The organism is Neorhizobium tomejilense (assembly GCF_964254135.1).
Lineage (GTDB): Bacteria > Pseudomonadota > Alphaproteobacteria > Rhizobiales > Rhizobiaceae > Neorhizobium > Neorhizobium tomejilense.
Genome location: NZ_CAXUSO020000001.1, coordinates 3329993 through 3345985, shown reverse-complemented (window position 1 = coordinate 3345985; position 15993 = coordinate 3329993). Strand labels below are relative to the sequence as shown.

At 62.1% G+C, this 15993-nt stretch carries 14 protein-coding genes; 7 read left to right on the top strand and 7 right to left on the bottom strand.

Going from position 1 to position 15993, the window contains the following annotated elements; translation table 11 throughout:
• Positions 1 to 265 precede the first annotated feature (265 nt).
• A complete protein-coding gene (locus ACSQ3G_RS16670) occupies positions 266 to 1414 on the bottom strand; it encodes a mandelate racemase family protein (RefSeq protein WP_436110823.1) in 1149 nt (382 codons plus the stop codon).
• A 105-nt stretch (positions 1415 to 1519) separates the two neighbouring features.
• Positions 1520 to 2320 carry an NAD-dependent epimerase/dehydratase family protein gene (locus tag ACSQ3G_RS16665; RefSeq protein WP_436110822.1) on the bottom strand — a complete coding sequence of 267 codons (801 nt, stop codon included), beginning with the start codon at positions 2318 to 2320 and terminating at the stop codon, positions 1520 to 1522.
• A 159-nt stretch (positions 2321 to 2479) separates the two neighbouring features.
• Between ACSQ3G_RS16665 and ACSQ3G_RS16660 the strand changes: the two genes are divergently transcribed.
• Both ACSQ3G_RS16660 and kdgD read left to right on the top strand, forming a co-directional pair.
• Entirely contained in the window at positions 2480 to 3244 is a 765-nt protein-coding gene (locus tag ACSQ3G_RS16660) for a FadR/GntR family transcriptional regulator (RefSeq protein ID WP_205836962.1), read from the top strand.
• An 88-nt stretch (positions 3245 to 3332) separates the two neighbouring features.
• Positions 3333 to 4265 carry a 5-dehydro-4-deoxyglucarate dehydratase gene (gene kdgD / locus ACSQ3G_RS16655; protein ID WP_436111731.1) on the top strand — a complete coding sequence of 311 codons (933 nt, stop codon included), beginning with the start codon at positions 3333 to 3335 and terminating at the stop codon, positions 4263 to 4265.
• A 158-nt stretch (positions 4266 to 4423) separates the two neighbouring features.
• Here the strand turns inward: kdgD and ACSQ3G_RS16650 are convergent, their stop codons facing one another.
• A complete protein-coding gene (locus ACSQ3G_RS16650; RefSeq protein ID WP_436111730.1) occupies positions 4424 to 6007 on the bottom strand; it encodes an ABC transporter substrate-binding protein in 1584 nt (527 codons plus the stop codon).
• Between the two features lie 259 nt (positions 6008 to 6266).
• On the opposite strand from ACSQ3G_RS16650, the gene ACSQ3G_RS16645 reads away from it, so the two are divergent.
• The 5 genes from ACSQ3G_RS16645 (at position 6267) to ACSQ3G_RS16625 (ending at position 11056) form a co-directional block, all read left to right on the top strand.
• Positions 6267 to 7082 (top strand): NAD-dependent epimerase/dehydratase family protein, encoded by an 816-nt coding sequence (locus ACSQ3G_RS16645; protein ID WP_436110821.1) that lies wholly within the window; start codon positions 6267 to 6269, stop codon positions 7080 to 7082.
• Positions 7083 to 7089: 7 nt separating this feature from the next.
• Positions 7090 to 8169, top strand: a complete 1080-nt coding sequence (locus tag ACSQ3G_RS16640) for a mandelate racemase/muconate lactonizing enzyme family protein (RefSeq protein WP_436110820.1) — start codon at positions 7090 to 7092, stop codon at positions 8167 to 8169.
• 166 nt (positions 8170 to 8335) lie between these two features.
• Positions 8336 to 9469, top strand: coding sequence for a copper-containing nitrite reductase (gene nirK, locus ACSQ3G_RS16635; RefSeq protein WP_436110819.1), 1134 nt, complete (start codon positions 8336 to 8338; stop codon positions 9467 to 9469).
• Positions 9470 to 9555: 86 nt separating this feature from the next.
• Positions 9556 to 10461 (top strand): SUMF1/EgtB/PvdO family nonheme iron enzyme, encoded by a 906-nt coding sequence (locus tag ACSQ3G_RS16630; RefSeq protein WP_436110818.1) that lies wholly within the window; start codon positions 9556 to 9558, stop codon positions 10459 to 10461.
• 148 nt (positions 10462 to 10609) lie between these two features.
• Complete coding sequence (locus tag ACSQ3G_RS16625; RefSeq protein WP_436110817.1) at positions 10610 to 11056, top strand: pseudoazurin; 447 nt, start codon at positions 10610 to 10612, stop codon at positions 11054 to 11056.
• A 92-nt stretch (positions 11057 to 11148) separates the two neighbouring features.
• Here the strand turns inward: ACSQ3G_RS16625 and ACSQ3G_RS16620 are convergent, their stop codons facing one another.
• From ACSQ3G_RS16620 to ACSQ3G_RS16605, 4 genes are all read right to left on the bottom strand, one after another.
• Positions 11149 to 12231 (bottom strand): extracellular catalytic domain type 1 short-chain-length polyhydroxyalkanoate depolymerase, encoded by a 1083-nt coding sequence (locus ACSQ3G_RS16620; protein ID WP_436110816.1) that lies wholly within the window; start codon positions 12229 to 12231, stop codon positions 11149 to 11151.
• 108 nt (positions 12232 to 12339) lie between these two features.
• On the bottom strand, positions 12340 to 14001 hold the full coding sequence (locus ACSQ3G_RS16615) for an ABC transporter ATP-binding protein (protein WP_436110815.1): 1662 nt from the start codon (positions 13999 to 14001) through the stop codon (positions 12340 to 12342).
• On the bottom strand, positions 13998 to 14909 hold the full coding sequence (locus ACSQ3G_RS16610) for an ABC transporter permease (RefSeq protein ID WP_436110814.1): 912 nt from the start codon (positions 14907 to 14909) through the stop codon (positions 13998 to 14000). The genes ACSQ3G_RS16615 and ACSQ3G_RS16610 overlap by 4 nt, the downstream gene beginning before the upstream one ends.
• Positions 14909 to 15916: an ABC transporter permease gene (locus ACSQ3G_RS16605; protein ID WP_046604227.1), complete on the bottom strand. Its 1008-nt coding sequence runs from the start codon at positions 15914 to 15916 to the stop codon at positions 14909 to 14911. Before ACSQ3G_RS16605 ends, ACSQ3G_RS16610 begins: the two co-directional genes overlap by 1 nt.
• Between the last annotated feature and the right edge of the window lie 77 nt (positions 15917 to 15993).

Below are 15993 nucleotides of genomic sequence, written 5' to 3'. Positions count from 1 at the left end.
GTGGGCTCTCCGATCTTTGAAAACCACGGCAGGCGACTGCGCGGGGCTCCGGAGTGTGTTGCCAAAGGCTTTTAATTCTCGGTGATGGATCCTCGGGTCGAGCCCGAGGATGACGAGCATGTGGGGAGCTCACTCTCCCAAAAGTACCGTTTTGGCCCATTGCGTTGCTTGCTTTGGACCGGGGCACACCCTCTCCGTCGTCATCCTCGGGCTCGGCCCGAGGATCCAATCACAGACGACAAGCTTGGGAGGCAGAATAAACGGTTCACTCGACCAGATTGGCGTTGATGAAGTCGAAGTTGATGTCCTCGCCCATGCCCGGCTTGTCGGAAATATGAACGAAACCGTCTTCGTCCATCGGGTCGACGAGGGCGTTCAGGTATTCGAAACCGTCGTCATATTCGAGGAACGGGTGCAGCAGGCCGCGCTCGTACCATTTCGCATTCTTGGTGCAGGCAGCAATGATCAGGTTCGGAGCGCCATTGCCGTGAATTTCGCAGTTCATGCCGAAGGATTCGGCCAGATGCATGGTCTTCATTGCCGGGCTGATGCCGCCGACGTCGTGGACGCCGGTGCGCAGGATGTCGCAGGCCTTCGAGGTGATCCATTCGGCGCGGCTGAAATGCTTGCCGCCGGCGCTTTCCGGTCCGAGGACCGGAATGTCGAGGTTTTCCGCAAGCCAGGCGTAGGAGGCGGAACTCTGCTCGTCCATCGGCTCTTCGATCCAGTCGAAGCCGAGCTTTTCGAGGCCCCTGCCGAGTTCCAGCGCTTCCGTGCGGGTATACCAGTGGAAGGCATCGATCATCAGGTGGATATCCGGACCGACCGCCTCGCGAACCGCGGCGCAGGCCTTGAGATCCATCTTGACGTCCGGCGCCCAGGAGACCGGCGGCATCCAGGTGTGCAGCTTGATGCCCTTGTAGCCGCGCTTGACGAGCGTTTCGCCAAACCGGCCGTAATCTTCCGGCGTCGCGAGCCCGTTCTCCAGCTCGTCGCCACACATGATCGAGCCATAGGCCGGGATCTTTTCGCGGTAGCTGCCGATCAGTTTGTGAACCGGCATGTTCAGCTTGCGGCCGGCAAGATCCCACAGGGCGCAATCGACGATCGCAAGTGTGCGGTCGGTCAGCTGCATCGCGCTGCCGCGCTGCCAGTGAGCGAGGTCCTGCCACAGCCTTTCGCGGGCGAACGGATCTTCGCCGATCAGCACCTTCTTGACGAACTTGTCGATCACGTGCGGGCGAACGACTTCCGGCGCGGCAAAGCAATAGCCTTCCGCTCCGTCGTCGTCGACGATGGTCAGCAGCGCCAGGTTGACCTTGTGCGGCGGGCCCGGATGAGCATGGCCGGCGGTATCCTGGTGACGGCGCGTGGTATGGGAGAATACGCGCACATTGACGTCTACGATCTTCACGAAATTCCTCCTGTCAGAAGCGGAGGGACGAACCTCCGCCATTTCATGTCGGGACCCGGCGAGGGCCGGATCGGAGCCGCCCGTCGGGCGGCGGAAGCCTGTCGTTCACGCATCGTCCGGATGGCCGGCCGAGGTGAAGGCGCCGCCTTGATAGATGACGGCGGGATCGGTCGGGTCTTGCCTGCCGGCCGCCGTTTCCACCTCGACGCGCCACTTTGCGGATGTGTCCTCGGGTTTCCAGCCGAGGAAAGCGGCATTGCGATTGTCCCACCACTGCTCGTCGTTGGCAGAGGCGCCGTAGATGATGGTGTGTGCGATCCGCGGCGCTGCAAAGGCGCGCCGGCAGAGGGAAAAGAAATCACGGTAGCTGAGCCAGGTCGCCAGCATGCGCGTGTTGACCGGTTTGTCGAAGCACGAACCGATGCGGACGGACAAAGTCTCCTGTCCGAATTTTTCGAAATAGAGGCTGGCAATAGCCTCTCCGAAGACCTTCGAAGCCCCGTAGAGCGAGTCCGGCTTCGGCACGACCGTGTTGTCGAGCCGTTCATCGCACCGATAGTAGCCGATCACATGGTTGGAGCTTGCGAAGACGATGCGCGGCAGGCCGTTATGCCGGGCGGCTTCATAGATATTGTAGAGGCCGACGATATTGCCCTGGACGATGAGGTCGAACGTCTTTTCGAGGGAAATGCCGCCGAGATGAATGATGCCGTCGACGCCCTCGACCAGTTTGGCGACACCCGCGGCATCCGCCAGATCGCATTGGACGAAGGTTTCGCCGGCGCCCGCATCGGCGATCTCACCGATATCCGACAGCACGACATGCTCGGCGATCTCCCTCAGCATCGGCCGGATTGCCCGGCCGACACCCCCCGCGGCGCCGGTTAAAAGCAGTTTCTTGAGCATTCGTTCCTCATGGGCGGGCCGTCGGTGAATATGCGCCGGTTCGCCTTGTCATCATACCTCATAGGTCATCTCATACTATAGGTCCATGGCTGGGCGTCAATAAAATTCTTGCTCGGCGCTTGACAACAAGGGCAGGTTTTACCCCTCTAAGTAGCTGAAATGGCAAAGCGAGAGAGCGGGCTGACATTGAAGAGAGCAGATAACATCACCGGGGAGGCACCCTCGCGAAAAGGCCGCAATCTGGTCGAGACGGTTGGCCGGCGGATGCGGGATGCGATCGCGAGCGGCGCATTGAAGCCCGGTGACAAACTGCCCACGGAGAGCGGGCTGACGCTGCAATACGAGGTCAGCCGGACGGTTATCCGCGAGGCGATCGCTTCGTTGCGGGCCGACAATCTCGTCGAGGTCCGCCATGGCGTCGGCGTCTTCGTTCTGGCGCCGCAAGGCGGGCTGCAGGCGGGCTTCCGCACCGTGGATGCCAACCGCGTTTCCTCCATCATCGAAATGCTGGAAGTCCGCGCTGCCATCGAGATAGAGGCTGCGGGTCTTGCTGCGATCCGTTCGTCGCCGGCGCAGCAGGAACTGATCTTCGAATGTCTCGAGACGATCAAGCGGCAGATCGCTGCCGGTGCGGCAACGGTTGAAAGCGACCGGGCTTTCCATTTGGCCATCGCGGACGCGACCAACAACCCGCGTTTCCGGGAACTCTTAGAAGCGATCGGCAAGCAGATGATCCCGCGATCGCTGCTGCAGGAGGGCGAGGTCGAAATTTCGCCGCCTGAATACCTGGCCCAGATCCAGGATGAACATGCCCGTATCGCCCGCGCAATCACGGATGGTGATGATTCGGCTGCTCGCGACGCCATGCGCATGCATCTCAAGGGGAGCCAGCAACGCTATCGATCTCTGATACGGCGTCCTTGAGTCGCCCATAAAGATAATACAACTATTGACAGTCATAATATGACTTGGTAGCCTTCTGGAAATCAACCAGGAAGGGACTGCCATGTCTATGGATCCAAATGAACTGAAGCATGCGCTCGGCGCCGGCCTCCTGTCGTTCCCCGTCACGCCGTTCGGCAATGATGGCCTCTTCAACCGCAAGGCCTATGAGCAGCATGTCGGCTGGCTGGCCGGTTTCGATGCTTCGGTGCTTTTTGCCGCCGGCGGCACGGGCGAGTTCTTTTCACTGGAGCCTTCCGAAATTCCGGAGATCATCGTCGCCGCCAAGGCTTCGGCCGGCAGCACGCCGATCGTTTCCGGCTGCGGTTACGGCACGCGCATCGCCGTCTCGATCGCCAAGTCTGCCGAAAAGGCCGGTGCCGATGGCATTCTCCTGCTGCCGCACTACCTGATGGATGCAAGCCAGGAAGGCCTTTACCAGCATATCAAGACCGTCTGCCAGTCGGTCGGCATCGGCGTGATGGTCTATAATCGCGACAACTCGATCCTGACGGCGGAAACGCTGGCGCGCCTTTGCGAGGCCTGCCCCAATCTGGTTGGCTTCAAGGACGGTTCCGGCGACATCGGCCTGGTGCGCAAGATCACGGCGGTCATGGGCGACCGCCTGACCTATCTCGGCGGCATGCCGACGGCCGAGCTTTTTGCCGACGCCTATCTCGGCGCGGGCGTCACCACCTATTCCTCGGCGGTCTTCAACTTCGTCCCGGCGCTGGCCCAGAAGTTCTACAAGTCGCTCCGGGCCGGAGATACGGCTGCCACCAACCAGATCCTCGTCGACTTCTTCTATCCGTTCATGGAGATCCGCAACCGCCAGAAGGGTTACGCGGTTTCCGCCATCAAGGCCGGCGTGCGGCTGATGGGCTTCGATACGGGTCCGGTTCGCGCGCCGCTGACCGACCTGACCGCCGAAGAAGTCAAGATGATGGAGGCTCTCTGCGAGCCCTATCGCAATGACGCTCTCGGGGTGCAGGCGGCCGAATAGGCGTCCTCCCCTCCAACCCTCTCCGCGAGTGCATCAGCCGGCAGGTCCACCCTGCCGGTTTTTTCGTGTCCGCAGCCGAGCGTTGGCGGCCCATAAAAAAGCGCCCGCAACCGGGGTTGCGAGCGCTCGTCCTGGGAGGGACTTATCGCTTGAGTGGATCAGCGCTGCTTGGACACGCTACGCAGACGAACCGTCCAGCCGTAGTGGTTCACGTAACCCTTGACGTCGGCGCGATAGACGACGCTGTCGATGACCGCCGAGATCGGCTGCAGCGCGGGAACGAGCTCTTCGTATCGCTTCTGGATGTCTTCATAGGCCGTCTTCTGCTTCGCCTGATCGCGCTCCACCAGTGCCTTGGCGGACATGTCGTTCAGCTGCTGGTCGAAGAAGGACGTGCGCCAGCCGATGATGCCGCTGAGCTTGGCGTCGTCGGCGTTGTTCGGGTTGATGACGAGGGCGCGCAGGTTGGAATGCGGATGCGGCTCCTGGCCGCCGCCGCCGCGACCGACGAGCATTTCGAACTTGCGCTCGCGCATCGGGCCATAGATCTGGTCGCCGGCGCCCTGGACGATTTCGGCCTTGATGCCAGCCTGGGCGAGGGTTGCCTGGATCGCGGTGGCGGTGTCCGTGAAAGGCGGCTCGTTGAGCGTCAGGAGCCTGACCGGGAAACCGTCGGGATAACCTGCCTTGGCGAGCAGTTCCTTTGCCTTGGCGACATCGAGCTTGTAGTCCGGATCGGGCAGGCTGCCGATGACGCCGTCGGCGACCGGGCGAAGACGCTTCGTGCCGTAGTTCGGCATGATCGACTTGTTGATGCCGTCATAGTCGATCAGATGGCGGATCGCGAGGCGCACATCCGGGTTCTTGAAGCGCTCGTCCTTCATGCTCACGGCGAGGAAGTAGAAGCCCGAGCTCGGCGTGCTCTGCACCTCTACGTCCTTGTTCTTGGCGAGCGCGGCGATATCGGGAACCGAAAGGCCGACCGCGACGTCCACGTCGCCCTTTTCCAGCATCAGCCGCTTGGTCTGGGATTCCGGCATGTGCCGGAAGATCACGCGCTTCATCTTGGGCTTCTCGCCCCAGTAATCGTCGAACCGCGTCAGGATGAGCATTTCGTTGGAGGACCAGCGCGTCAGGCTGAAGGCGCCGGAACCGGCGACATTGATCTTCAGCCAGGCCGCGGCCTTGTCGCCGTTCGCCTCGTGGCTCATGGCGGTCTTCATGTCGATGACCGCGCTGGCATCCGGCTTGCCAAAAATGTCGAGCGTGAGCTGCGGATCAGTCGGCTGAGCCGGCTTGAGGGTGATCTTGTTGCCGTCGGCCGTCAGCAGCTGGTCGATATTGTTGGCCTTGTAACCGAAGGACGACCAGACGCCCGCGCCGACCAGGCCAAGGCTGATGTTGCGTTTGATCGACCAGATGACATCGTCGGCCCGGACCGGGTTGCCGGACGTGAACTTCGCGCCTTCCCTCAGCGTGAAGGTGATCGAGCCGTCATCCGCGACCGTCCAGGAGCTGGCGAGACCCGGATTGACGGTCTTCTTGTCCGGCGCGAGTTCCACCAGCGTATCATAGAGATTGGCGATGACGCCTGTCGCCTCGCGGCCTGAAATCGCCGCCGGGTCGAGGGTCAGGATATTGTTCATGCTGAGGCCGACGATCAATTGGTCGGCGGGGGTATCTGCGTATGCGCCGACCGGCGCAGACAGCGTCAGAGCCGTGGCCAGAGCCACATGCTTCATCCATTTCATCTGGGGTTCCTCCATTCCAGGCACTCAAGTGAGTATGACGTCACATGACTGCTACGTTGTATGAAGACGGAAAAGATAACCCTCGTCAACTGAGGTGGGCCCAGAAAATAATGCATCTCGCGCCATTTTGACCTCGGAGTGGCGCGGCGGATGCCTTGATATCCTATTTCGAGCTTTAGGTCATATTATGAGTTGACGTGCATTCGAGGCACCTTCTAGATTGCAGGCAGCATGTCGAGGAGGAACGGGGATGAAGCGGCTTCTGATCACAGGGGCGGCCGGCAACATGGGCAAGGCCATGCGCCGGCGGCTGGGGCACCTGGCGGAGGTCATCCGCGTTTCCGACATCTCTCCTCTGGACGACGTCTCGGCCAATGAGGAACCTTTTGCCTGCGACCTGGCGGATTCCGATGCCGTCCTGCGCATGGTGGAAGGATGCGACGGCATCTTGCATTTCGGCGGCATTCCTTCCGAGAACACCTTTGCCAGCATTCTCGACAGCAATATCCGGGGCCTGCACAATCTCTATGAAGCGGCGCGAAAGCACGGAACACCGCGTATCCTGTTTGCCAGCAGCAACCATACCGTCGGTTTCTATCGGCAGAACCAGTTCATCGGGGTCGATCGGCCCACCAAGCCGGACGGCCTTTATGGCGTCTCGAAATGCTTCGGCGAGGGTTTGGCGCAGATGTATTTTCACAAATTTGGCCAGGAGACGGCGATCGTCCGCATCGGTGCCTGCTGGCCGAAGCCGACGACGGTGCGGATGCTGTCGATCTGGCTGAGCTTCGACGACATGGCTTCACTTGCGGAGAGGGTCTTCAAGGCTCCCTATCTCGGTTGCCCGACGATCTGGGGTGTTTCGGACAATCAGCCGAAATGGTGGGACAACTCCGCTTCCGCCTACCTGGGTTGGGTTCCGAAGGACAGTTCGGAAATCTATCGCTCGGAACTGGAGCGCAATCCCGGCATTCCGGACAGTGGTTCGTCGCAAGCCAAGTGGCAAGGCGGCGGTTTCGTCGACGATCCGATCTACACCGAACCTCCCCGTTCCCTGAACCGGTAACGACCCCATGAAAATCACCGACCTCACCACCACCGCCGTCAGCCTGCCGCTGGCCGAACCGCTCGGCAACGCCACGGCGACCATCCATCAATTCTCCTGCATCGTGATCGACCTCGTCACCGACGAGGGATTGCGGGGTGAAAACCTGATCTTCACCATCCGGCCGGAGCAGTTGAAGCTTCTGGACAGCATGGTGCATGTGCTGCGGGATGCGGTGATCGGGCGCGATCCGGACGATACCGGCGCCTTCTGGCAGGACGCCTGGCGACGTATCAACTTCATCGGTTTCACCGGCGTCTCGATCATGGGCATTTCGGCGATCGATGGCGCCATGTGGGATTTGAGAGCCAAGCGCGCCGGGCTTTCGATCTCGCGGATGCTGGGCCGGTGCCGGGAGACGATCCCGGCCTATGCGAGCGGCGGCCTCTGGCTCACCCAGGACATTCCCTCGCTCGTCCGGCAGGCGGAAGGTTTCGTCGCAGCCGGCTTCAAGGCGATGAAGCTGCGGCTTGCGGGGCGGATCGATATCGACCTGCCGCGTGTGAAGGCCGTTCGGGCGGCGATCGGCAGCGATATCGGGCTGATGATCGATGCCAACCAGGTGCTCGACGTCGATGCGGCGATCAAGCTCGGCGATGCGCTGGTACCGTTCGATATCGCCTGGTTCGAGGAGCCGGTGCCGGCCCACGCATTGGAGGATTCGGCGAAGGTGGCAAAAGCCCTGCGGATGCCGATCGCGTCCGGTGAGAATGAGTATACGCGCTACGGTTTCCGGCGGATGATCGAAACGGGTGCCACCTCCATTCTCATGCCGGATCTCCAGCGGGTTGGCGGCGTCACCGAATTTTCCCGCGTCGGCGCACTGGCGGCAAGCTTTGACCTGCCGATCTCATCACATCTTTTCCCCGAAATGAGCCTGCAGCTGCTGGCGCATGTCCCGACCGCCCATTCCCTGGAATACGTGGAATGGTTCACGCCGCTCTACGAGGAGAAGATAAAACTCGTTGACGGGACGGCCCAGATTCCGGATGCGCCCGGCTGGGGGATGTCCTTGGACCGGGATGCGATCCGCCACCACGCTCTCTAGGCTGAAATCCGCATAGGACTAGATTTGCCCCGTTTTCTTGCGAAAGCGCAAGCAAATGCCCATGCTCTGTTTGTTTCACGTCAAAGAGAAGAGGTTGGCGTAGACATAAATTCTATTTCCAGAGGACGGCGATTTACTCCGCCCCTTGTTCCGAAGGAAAGAAACCATGACCGACAAGATTCAGATGACCAGACGCTCGATCCTTGCGGGGGCAGCCTTTGTTGGCGCGATCGCACCGGTCGTGCAGGCTTCCTTTGCCCATGCGGACGAAGCGCCCCCCGCAAAGATGAAGCCGGGCGACCTCTCGCGCCTCCGCCGCGAGAAGGTCGAGCTCGTGAAGCCACCTTTCGTCCATGCCCATGCTCAGAAAGCCGATGGCCCGCCGAAGGTCGTTGAGTTTACGCTGACCATCCAGGAGAAGAAGCTCGTTCTCGACAAGGAAGGCACCGAAATCAATGCGATGACCTTCGATGGGTCGGTTCCGGGTCCGCTCATGGTCGTCCATCAGGACGACTACGTCGAGCTCACCCTCATCAACCCCGACACGAACGAACTCCAGCACAATATCGACTTCCACTCGGCCACCGGCGCCTTGGGCGGCGGAGCGCTGACGGTGGTGAACCCCGGTGAGAAGACCATTCTCAGGTTCAAGGCAACCAAGGCCGGCGTCTTCGTTTACCACTGCGCACCTCCCGGAATGGTGCCGTGGCACGTTACCTCGGGCATGAACGGCGCCATCATGGTGCTCCCGCGCGATGGCCTCAAGGACGGTAACGGGAAACCGCTGACCTACGACAAGATCTACTACGTGGGTGAACAGGATTTCTACGTTCCGCGGGACGAGAACGGCAAGTTCAAGAAATACGCTAGCGCCGGCGAAGCTTATGAAGACACCCTCAAAGTCATGCGGACGCTAACCCCGACGCACATCGTCTTCAACGGGGCCGTCGGCGCCTTGACGGGCCAGAACGCCATGACCGCCGCTGTCGGCGAGAAGGTGCTGATCGTCCATTCGCAGGCGAACCGCGATACGCGGCCCCACCTCATCGGGGGCCACGGCGACTATGTCTGGGCTACGGGTAAGTTCGCCAACCCTCCGGAGATCGACCAGGAAACATGGTTCATCCCGGGCGGTGCGGCAGGCGCTGCATTCTACACCTTCCAGCAGCCCGGCATATACGCCTACGTCAACCATAACCTGATCGAGGCCTTCGAACTGGGCGCGGCGGCACATTTCAAGGTCACCGGTGATTGGAACGACGACCTGATGACGTCGGTCCTGGCGCCGAGCGGCACCTGATCAGAAACGGCCGGGAGCATCAGATGTGCATGCCCCCGGCCGACCTTCATCCCCCTGCAAGCTAGATTTCGCCTCGGGAGGCGAACATGCGATGGACATACGACAGGCCAAAGCTCTCGCTCCTCCATACCGGGCTTCCGATCACGCTGATCGCCGTGCTGGCGGCGGGTATCTTCCACCAGGCGGGTTTCATGAAACCGGCGCCCCCAGAGGGCGCGGTCTATGAGCCCGCGACGGTCGTTGTTCCTCCCCGCAGCTACAGCTACAGGAGCGACGGAGAGTTCCTGAAGGGCACGGCGCCCATCGATCCGCCGATGAAGACGGTGGTTGCGGCGTCGGGCCTGACGATCACGAAAAATCACGTCACCGCCTCGGAATACCGGGAGTGCGTGGCCGCGCGCGCCTGCAAATCCTCTGAGGCGGCCTCGTTGAGGCCGGACGTTCCCGCCACTGGCGTGAGCTTCGACGATGCCACGGCTTACGCCCGCTGGCTCTCGGATGTGACCGGCGAATACTGGACCCTGCCAACCGATGAACAACTGGCTCAGGCCGGGGGCAAGAGGTTCCCGGACGATGCTCTCGGCCTCGATCCGGACAGCAAGAACCCCGCGCTGCGATGGCTCGCCGACTACGAGCGTGAAGCGCGTGAGCGGGCGACAGGCGATCCGGTGCCGCGGCCGACGGGAAGTTTCGGGGAGAACGAATATGGTCTGGCCGATTTTGGCGGCAACATCTGGGAATGGACGTCCACCTGCCATCGCAGGGTCCATCTTTACGTGAACGGGTCCGTTCGCGCTTCCGAGGAGATTTGCGGCGTCTACGTGACCGTGGGTCCGCATCGCTCGCCGATGAGTTCCTTCGTCCGCGATCCGAAAGGCGGTGGCTGCGCGGTCGGGACGCCGCCGGACAATCTGGGCTTCCGCCTGGTCAAGTCCACCCGGTGGTATGCGCCACTGCTCAAGACGCTTCGCCAGGCCGGTTGGACAACGTGATCGTCATCCGCGCCGTCCGCCCCAAGCCGACGTCAAAGCGGGCCGCGAGCAAACTCCGAACCGTTTGTCGTAGGTCAAAGAGGGCCAGCTTTTTTGCCCTAGTGTGAATTCAACGAAGCCGAGGGCTTTTGAGAAAAGGAGTAAGGAAATGAAGAAGATTTTGGCATCCCTGGTCGGCGCGGCAATCGCTACGGCTGTCTGCGCAACGGTGGCTTCGGCTGCCGATTTCCAAGTGCAAATGCTCAACAAGGGCAAGGACGGCGCGATGGTATTCGAGCCGAGCTCCCTCAAGGTCGCCAAGGGCGATACCGTCACCTTCGTCCCGACCGACAAGTCCCACAATGCCGAAACCATCGACGGGCTGATCCCGGAAGGCGCAAAGCCTTTCAAGGGCCAGATGAACGAAAGCGTCAAGATCACGTTCGACGTCGAGGGTGCCTATGCCGTGAAATGCGCGCCGCATGTCGGCATGGGCATGATCGGCCTCGTCGTAGTCGGCAACGCTCCTGCGAACCTGGAGGCCATCAAGACCGCGAAACTGCCCAAGAAGGCTCGCGAACGTCTCGACGCGGATATTGCTGCTTCCGGCGTTTAAGCCGGAGCGCCCGGCGGCGGCCATTCCCTCTCCCCTGGCCGCCGCCGCGCTTACTGTCCCGGCCTCATCCTGCGCGAATCCGGCGCAGTTGGTCAGCGCATCAGGCCAGCCATACGAAGCGCATTCTCGATGATCTGCTGGATGCCTTCAGGTTCTTTTGCCTTTTGGGAAGAAGCTGATGCCCGCTTGGCGCCGTCGCTCTTCGCCCGCAGTGGCTCGACGCCTTCGCGAAGCAGGCCCCAGCTTTTTGCCGAATGAAGCGTCGACGATATGCCGACATCCAGCAGATAAGGCGCGGCATTCTCGGCGCCGAGCGCGGGGTCGATCGGTGTCCCGTGGCCCATTCCGGCAATGCTGTAATATTCGATCGCCCGCCGGCCGCGGACGTCCTTCCACACGGTTCTCGATTGGCCGTCGACCGTTTCCGACAAGTCGGGCGGTGCGTCGACCTCGTGAACGGCCCGCCACTGGTCGATGATCGCCTGCGCATTCACCTCTGCAACCGTCTTGTCCTGCGTGCCCTGCCACACCGAGATGGTCGGCCATGGCCCCTGATGGGTGGACGCGGCTCTCAGCCGCGACTGAAGCGTCGATGGTGCCGGCAGGCCGTGGCCGCGCATCCGGTCGAATGCTTCGGGCACCGTCGCGGCGACGCCATAGGGCAGGCCTGCGATGATCGCTCCGCCGGCGAAGACCTCCGGATAGGTGGCGAGCATGGTATTGGCCATCGCACCGCCCGCGGACAGGCCGCTCACATAGATACGCGAGGTGTCGATCCCGTGCCGGGAGACCACCGCGTCGATTGCCTGGCGGATCGAGTGCGCTTCGCCCTGGCCGCGGCGCGTGTCGCCCGCAAGGAACCAGTTGAAACAGAGATTGCCGTTATTGGCGCGGACCTGTTCCGGCAGGAGCACCACGAACCCGTGCCGCTCGGCGAGTTTCGACCACCCGGTGCCGTGGTCATAACCGGAGGCGCTCTGCGTGCATCCGTGAAGGACGACGACAAGGGCGGGGTGTTTGGGAAGCAAAGAGGGCACGTAAACCTTGGCTGCCAGCGCTCCTGGGTTGGATCCGAAGCTTTCGAGCGCCTCCAGATGGCTGGGTGCGTCGGTCGGTTCCCAACCCAGTGATTTCAAGCGGGCGAGCCGCTCCAGCGTATCCGACAACGATCTCATCATGCCTCCTGGCAATCATTGCCGGGGTGGCAGTGATCAACGACAATGTCCCCTATATGGGAAGCGTTGCTGCACTGCACAATTATTTTTTTGGTAAGGTATGTTTCATTACGAGCCGCCGGGGGCCGACAAGTTCGCTGCCCGCGAGGTTTTGCGCCCGCTTTCGATCAGAGCCCTGGTGTATTCGTGCTGCGGCGACAGGAAGAGGGTTTCCGTCTCGCCCTGTTCGACGATCACGCCGCGTTTCATCACGATGGTCCGGTCGCAGATCTGCCGGATGACGGCAAGGTTGTGCGAGATGAAGACATAGGTGAGGTCGAGCTCGGCGCGCAGCTCCTGCAGGAAGTCGAGCACCTGCGCCTGCACCGAGATGTCGAGCGCCGAGGTCGGCTCGTCGAGGATCAGCAGGCGTGGATTGAGGGCGATGGCGCGGGCGATGCAGATGCGTTGTTTTTGGCCGCCGGAGAGTTCATGCGGATAGCGGTATTTGAACATCTTCGGCAGCTGGACGATGTCGAGCAGCGCTTCGACGCGCGCCTCGATATCGCGGCGGCTCAAGTTTGACTGGATGCGCAGGGGTTCGCCGATCGCATCGCCGATCGTGTGACGCCCGTTGAGCGCCGAATGCGGGTTCTGGAAGACGAACTGCATGTGCCGGCGCATCAACCGGAGGGGCTCGCCGGCCAGCCCGGAAATGTTCCTGCCGTCGAAGACGATGTCGCCCGAGGTCGGCTCGATCAGCCGCAGCAGCATGCGCGCGAGTGTCGATTTGCCGGAACCGGATTCGCCGACGACACCGAAGATTTCGCCGGTCGCGACGGACAGGTTGATGCCATCGACCGCCGTCACCTCGCTGCCGGACTGGCTGCGATAGACCTTTCTGAGGTCGATCGCTTCCAGAAGAGCGCCGGGTTTCGCCGGAATGCCGACCGCCGGTTCGGCGGGGACCTTTGCCGCGGCGGTATCGATGTCCGGCACGGCGGCCAGCAGGCGCTTGGTGTATTCATGCTTCGGGGCGCTGAGGATATCCGCCGTCAGGCCCTGTTCGACGATCTCGCCCTTGTACATGACCGCGCAGCGTTTCGCGATCGTGGCGATCGCGCCGATATCGTGGCTGATCATGATGACGGTGAGGTTGAGCTTCTCGACCAGCGAATTGATGAGGTCGAGCACTTGCGCCTGCACCGTCACGTCGAGCGCGGTCGTCGGTTCGTCCGCGATCAAGAGGTCCGGCTTGCCCGAAAGCGCCATGGCGATCAGCACGCGCTGGCGCATGCCGCCGGAAAGCTGGTGGGGATACTGGTCGAACAACATCGCAGGGTTCGGCAGGCCGACCTGGTCGAGCAGTTCTTCGGTACGGGCGCGGCGAATGGCCTTTAGGGAAACGCCGTGGCCGGCTGCCTTTTCATGAGCGGCGATGACGTCGGAAATCTGCTGCCCGATGGTGAAGAGCGGGTTCAGATAGGTCATCGGGTCCTGGAAGATCATCGAGATGCGGATGCCGCGAATCTTCGTCCAGTCCCTTTCCGAAAGTGCCGTGATGTCCTGTCCGTCGAAGGCGATGCTGCCTTCGACGACCCTGGAGGCCTTCGGTCCGATGCCGAGCACAGAGCGCACCAGCACGGTCTTGCCCGAGCCGCTTTCGCCGACGATGCCGAGCGTATCGCCGCGGTTGACCGTCAGGTTGATGTCCTTCAGCACATGCACCGGGCCGTCGAAGGTGCCGATATCGAGCCGGTAGTTCTGGATGTCGAGAAGAGGTCCGGTCATCGGTCGCGGCTCCGGGGATCGAGAATGTCGCGCAGGCCGTCGCCAAGAAGGTTGAAGCCGAGCACGGTCAGGAAGATCGCGGCACCCGGAAAGAGCGAATACCACCACCAGTCCGGCATGTAGGTGCGGGCGACCGAGATCATCGCGCCCCATTCAGGTGCCGGCGGCTGGGCGCCGAGACCGATGAAGCCGAGACTTGCCGCGGACAGGATCGCCATGCCCATGTCCATGCTCATCTTGACGACGATCGGCGACATGCAGTTGGGCAGGATGTGGTGCCAGAGGATCCAGGGCGTTTTGGCGCCGATCGAGCGGGCCGATTCCACGAACAGCTCTTCTTTGACCGATAGCGTCTTTGCCTCCACCAGCCGCACATAACCGGGCCACCAGACGAGCGACAGGGCCAGTACGCAGTTGGTGATGCCGGGGCCGAGTGCGGCGACGATCGCGAGCGCGAGAGCAAGTCCCGGCACGGCGAGGAAAAGCTCAGTGATGCGCATGATGACGGCGCGCACCCAGCCGCCGCGATAACCGGCGACGATGCCGAGCGGCACGCCGATCACGGCGCCGACGCCGGTGATGATCAGGCCGATCCAGAGCGACGTGCGGGCGCCGATGATGACGCGCGAAAGAATGTCGCTGCCCATCTCGTCGGTGCCGAACCAGTGGGCCGCATTCGGTCCCATCAGCTTGTTCGCCATGTTGAAGGCGCCGACGGTGTCTTCCGGATAGGGAGCCAGCCAAGGGCCGAGTGCTGCTAGCAACAGAAAGAGCACGACCAGGCCGAGGCCGAGCATCGAGGAGAAGCTCTTGCCGAACATGTGGGCGTAGAGCCGCCACTGGCGGATCTTGCTTTCATGCCGTTCGCGGAAGGTGAGGAGGCGGGAGAGTTCCACGGGCGTCGTCATCAGGCGCTCCTGAGGCGGGGATCGATCCACGCGTAGGCGAGATCGACAAGGGTGTTGGCGACGATGAAGAAGAAGCCGATCACCAGCGTAACGCCGATGACGGGCTTGAAATCCGATGAAAGCGCCGAGGAGACGGCATAAAGCCCAATGCCGGGCCAGTCGAAGACGGTTTCGACGAGAACGGTCGAGCCGAGCATCCAGCCGAAGCGCAGGCCGATCATCGCAAGCGTTGGCAGCAGCGCGTTCTTCAGCGCGTAGATGGCGACGATACGGAACGAGGCGATGCCGTGGGCGCGTGCCGCGACGATATAGTCCGACTGCAGCACTTCGATCATCTCGGCGCGGTTGACGCGCAGGATCGAGGCGAGGCAGGGGAAGGAGAGGACGATCGCCGGTAGGATGATGTGCCGCAGCGACGTCCAGAACGTATCCAGCCGGCCGGCGAGCAGGCTGTCGACGAGGAGCAGGCCGGTCACGGTCTGCGGCGGGCGGGTGACCAGCGGCAGACGGCCGGAGACCGGCAGCCAGCCGAGATCGACCGCGAATGTCAGCTGCAGGATGATGCCGAACCAGAAGGCCGGCAGCGCGACGCCCGAGATCGAGAAGATGCGGGTCGCATGGTCGATCGGGCCATCCTTGTAGACGGCCGACAGCATGCCCATCGGCACGCCGACGACGATGCCGAGCGCCATGGCGACGAAGACCAGTTCGAGCGTTGCCGGCGCATAACGCAGCACTTCTTCCAGCACCGGCCTGGTGGTGACGATCGACTTGCCGAGATCGCCGGTGACGAGGTCGCCCATATAGACGACGAACTGCTCGGGCAGAGACTTGTCGAGGCCGTATTCGGTGCGGATCGTCGTCACCATGTCCTCGGTCGCGTTGGGGCCGGCGACCAGACGCGCCGGATCGCCCGGCGCGACATTGGTGATCACGAAGGTGAGTGCCGCAATGCCGATCATGGTTCCGACCAGCGTCAGCACTTTGCGGAAGGCGAATGTCAACATCGTCTTCTCCGGTGGCTATCTTCTAAAAAACTGCGCATGGCCCGGCCGGTTGGGATGGCCGGACCATGCGCATCATG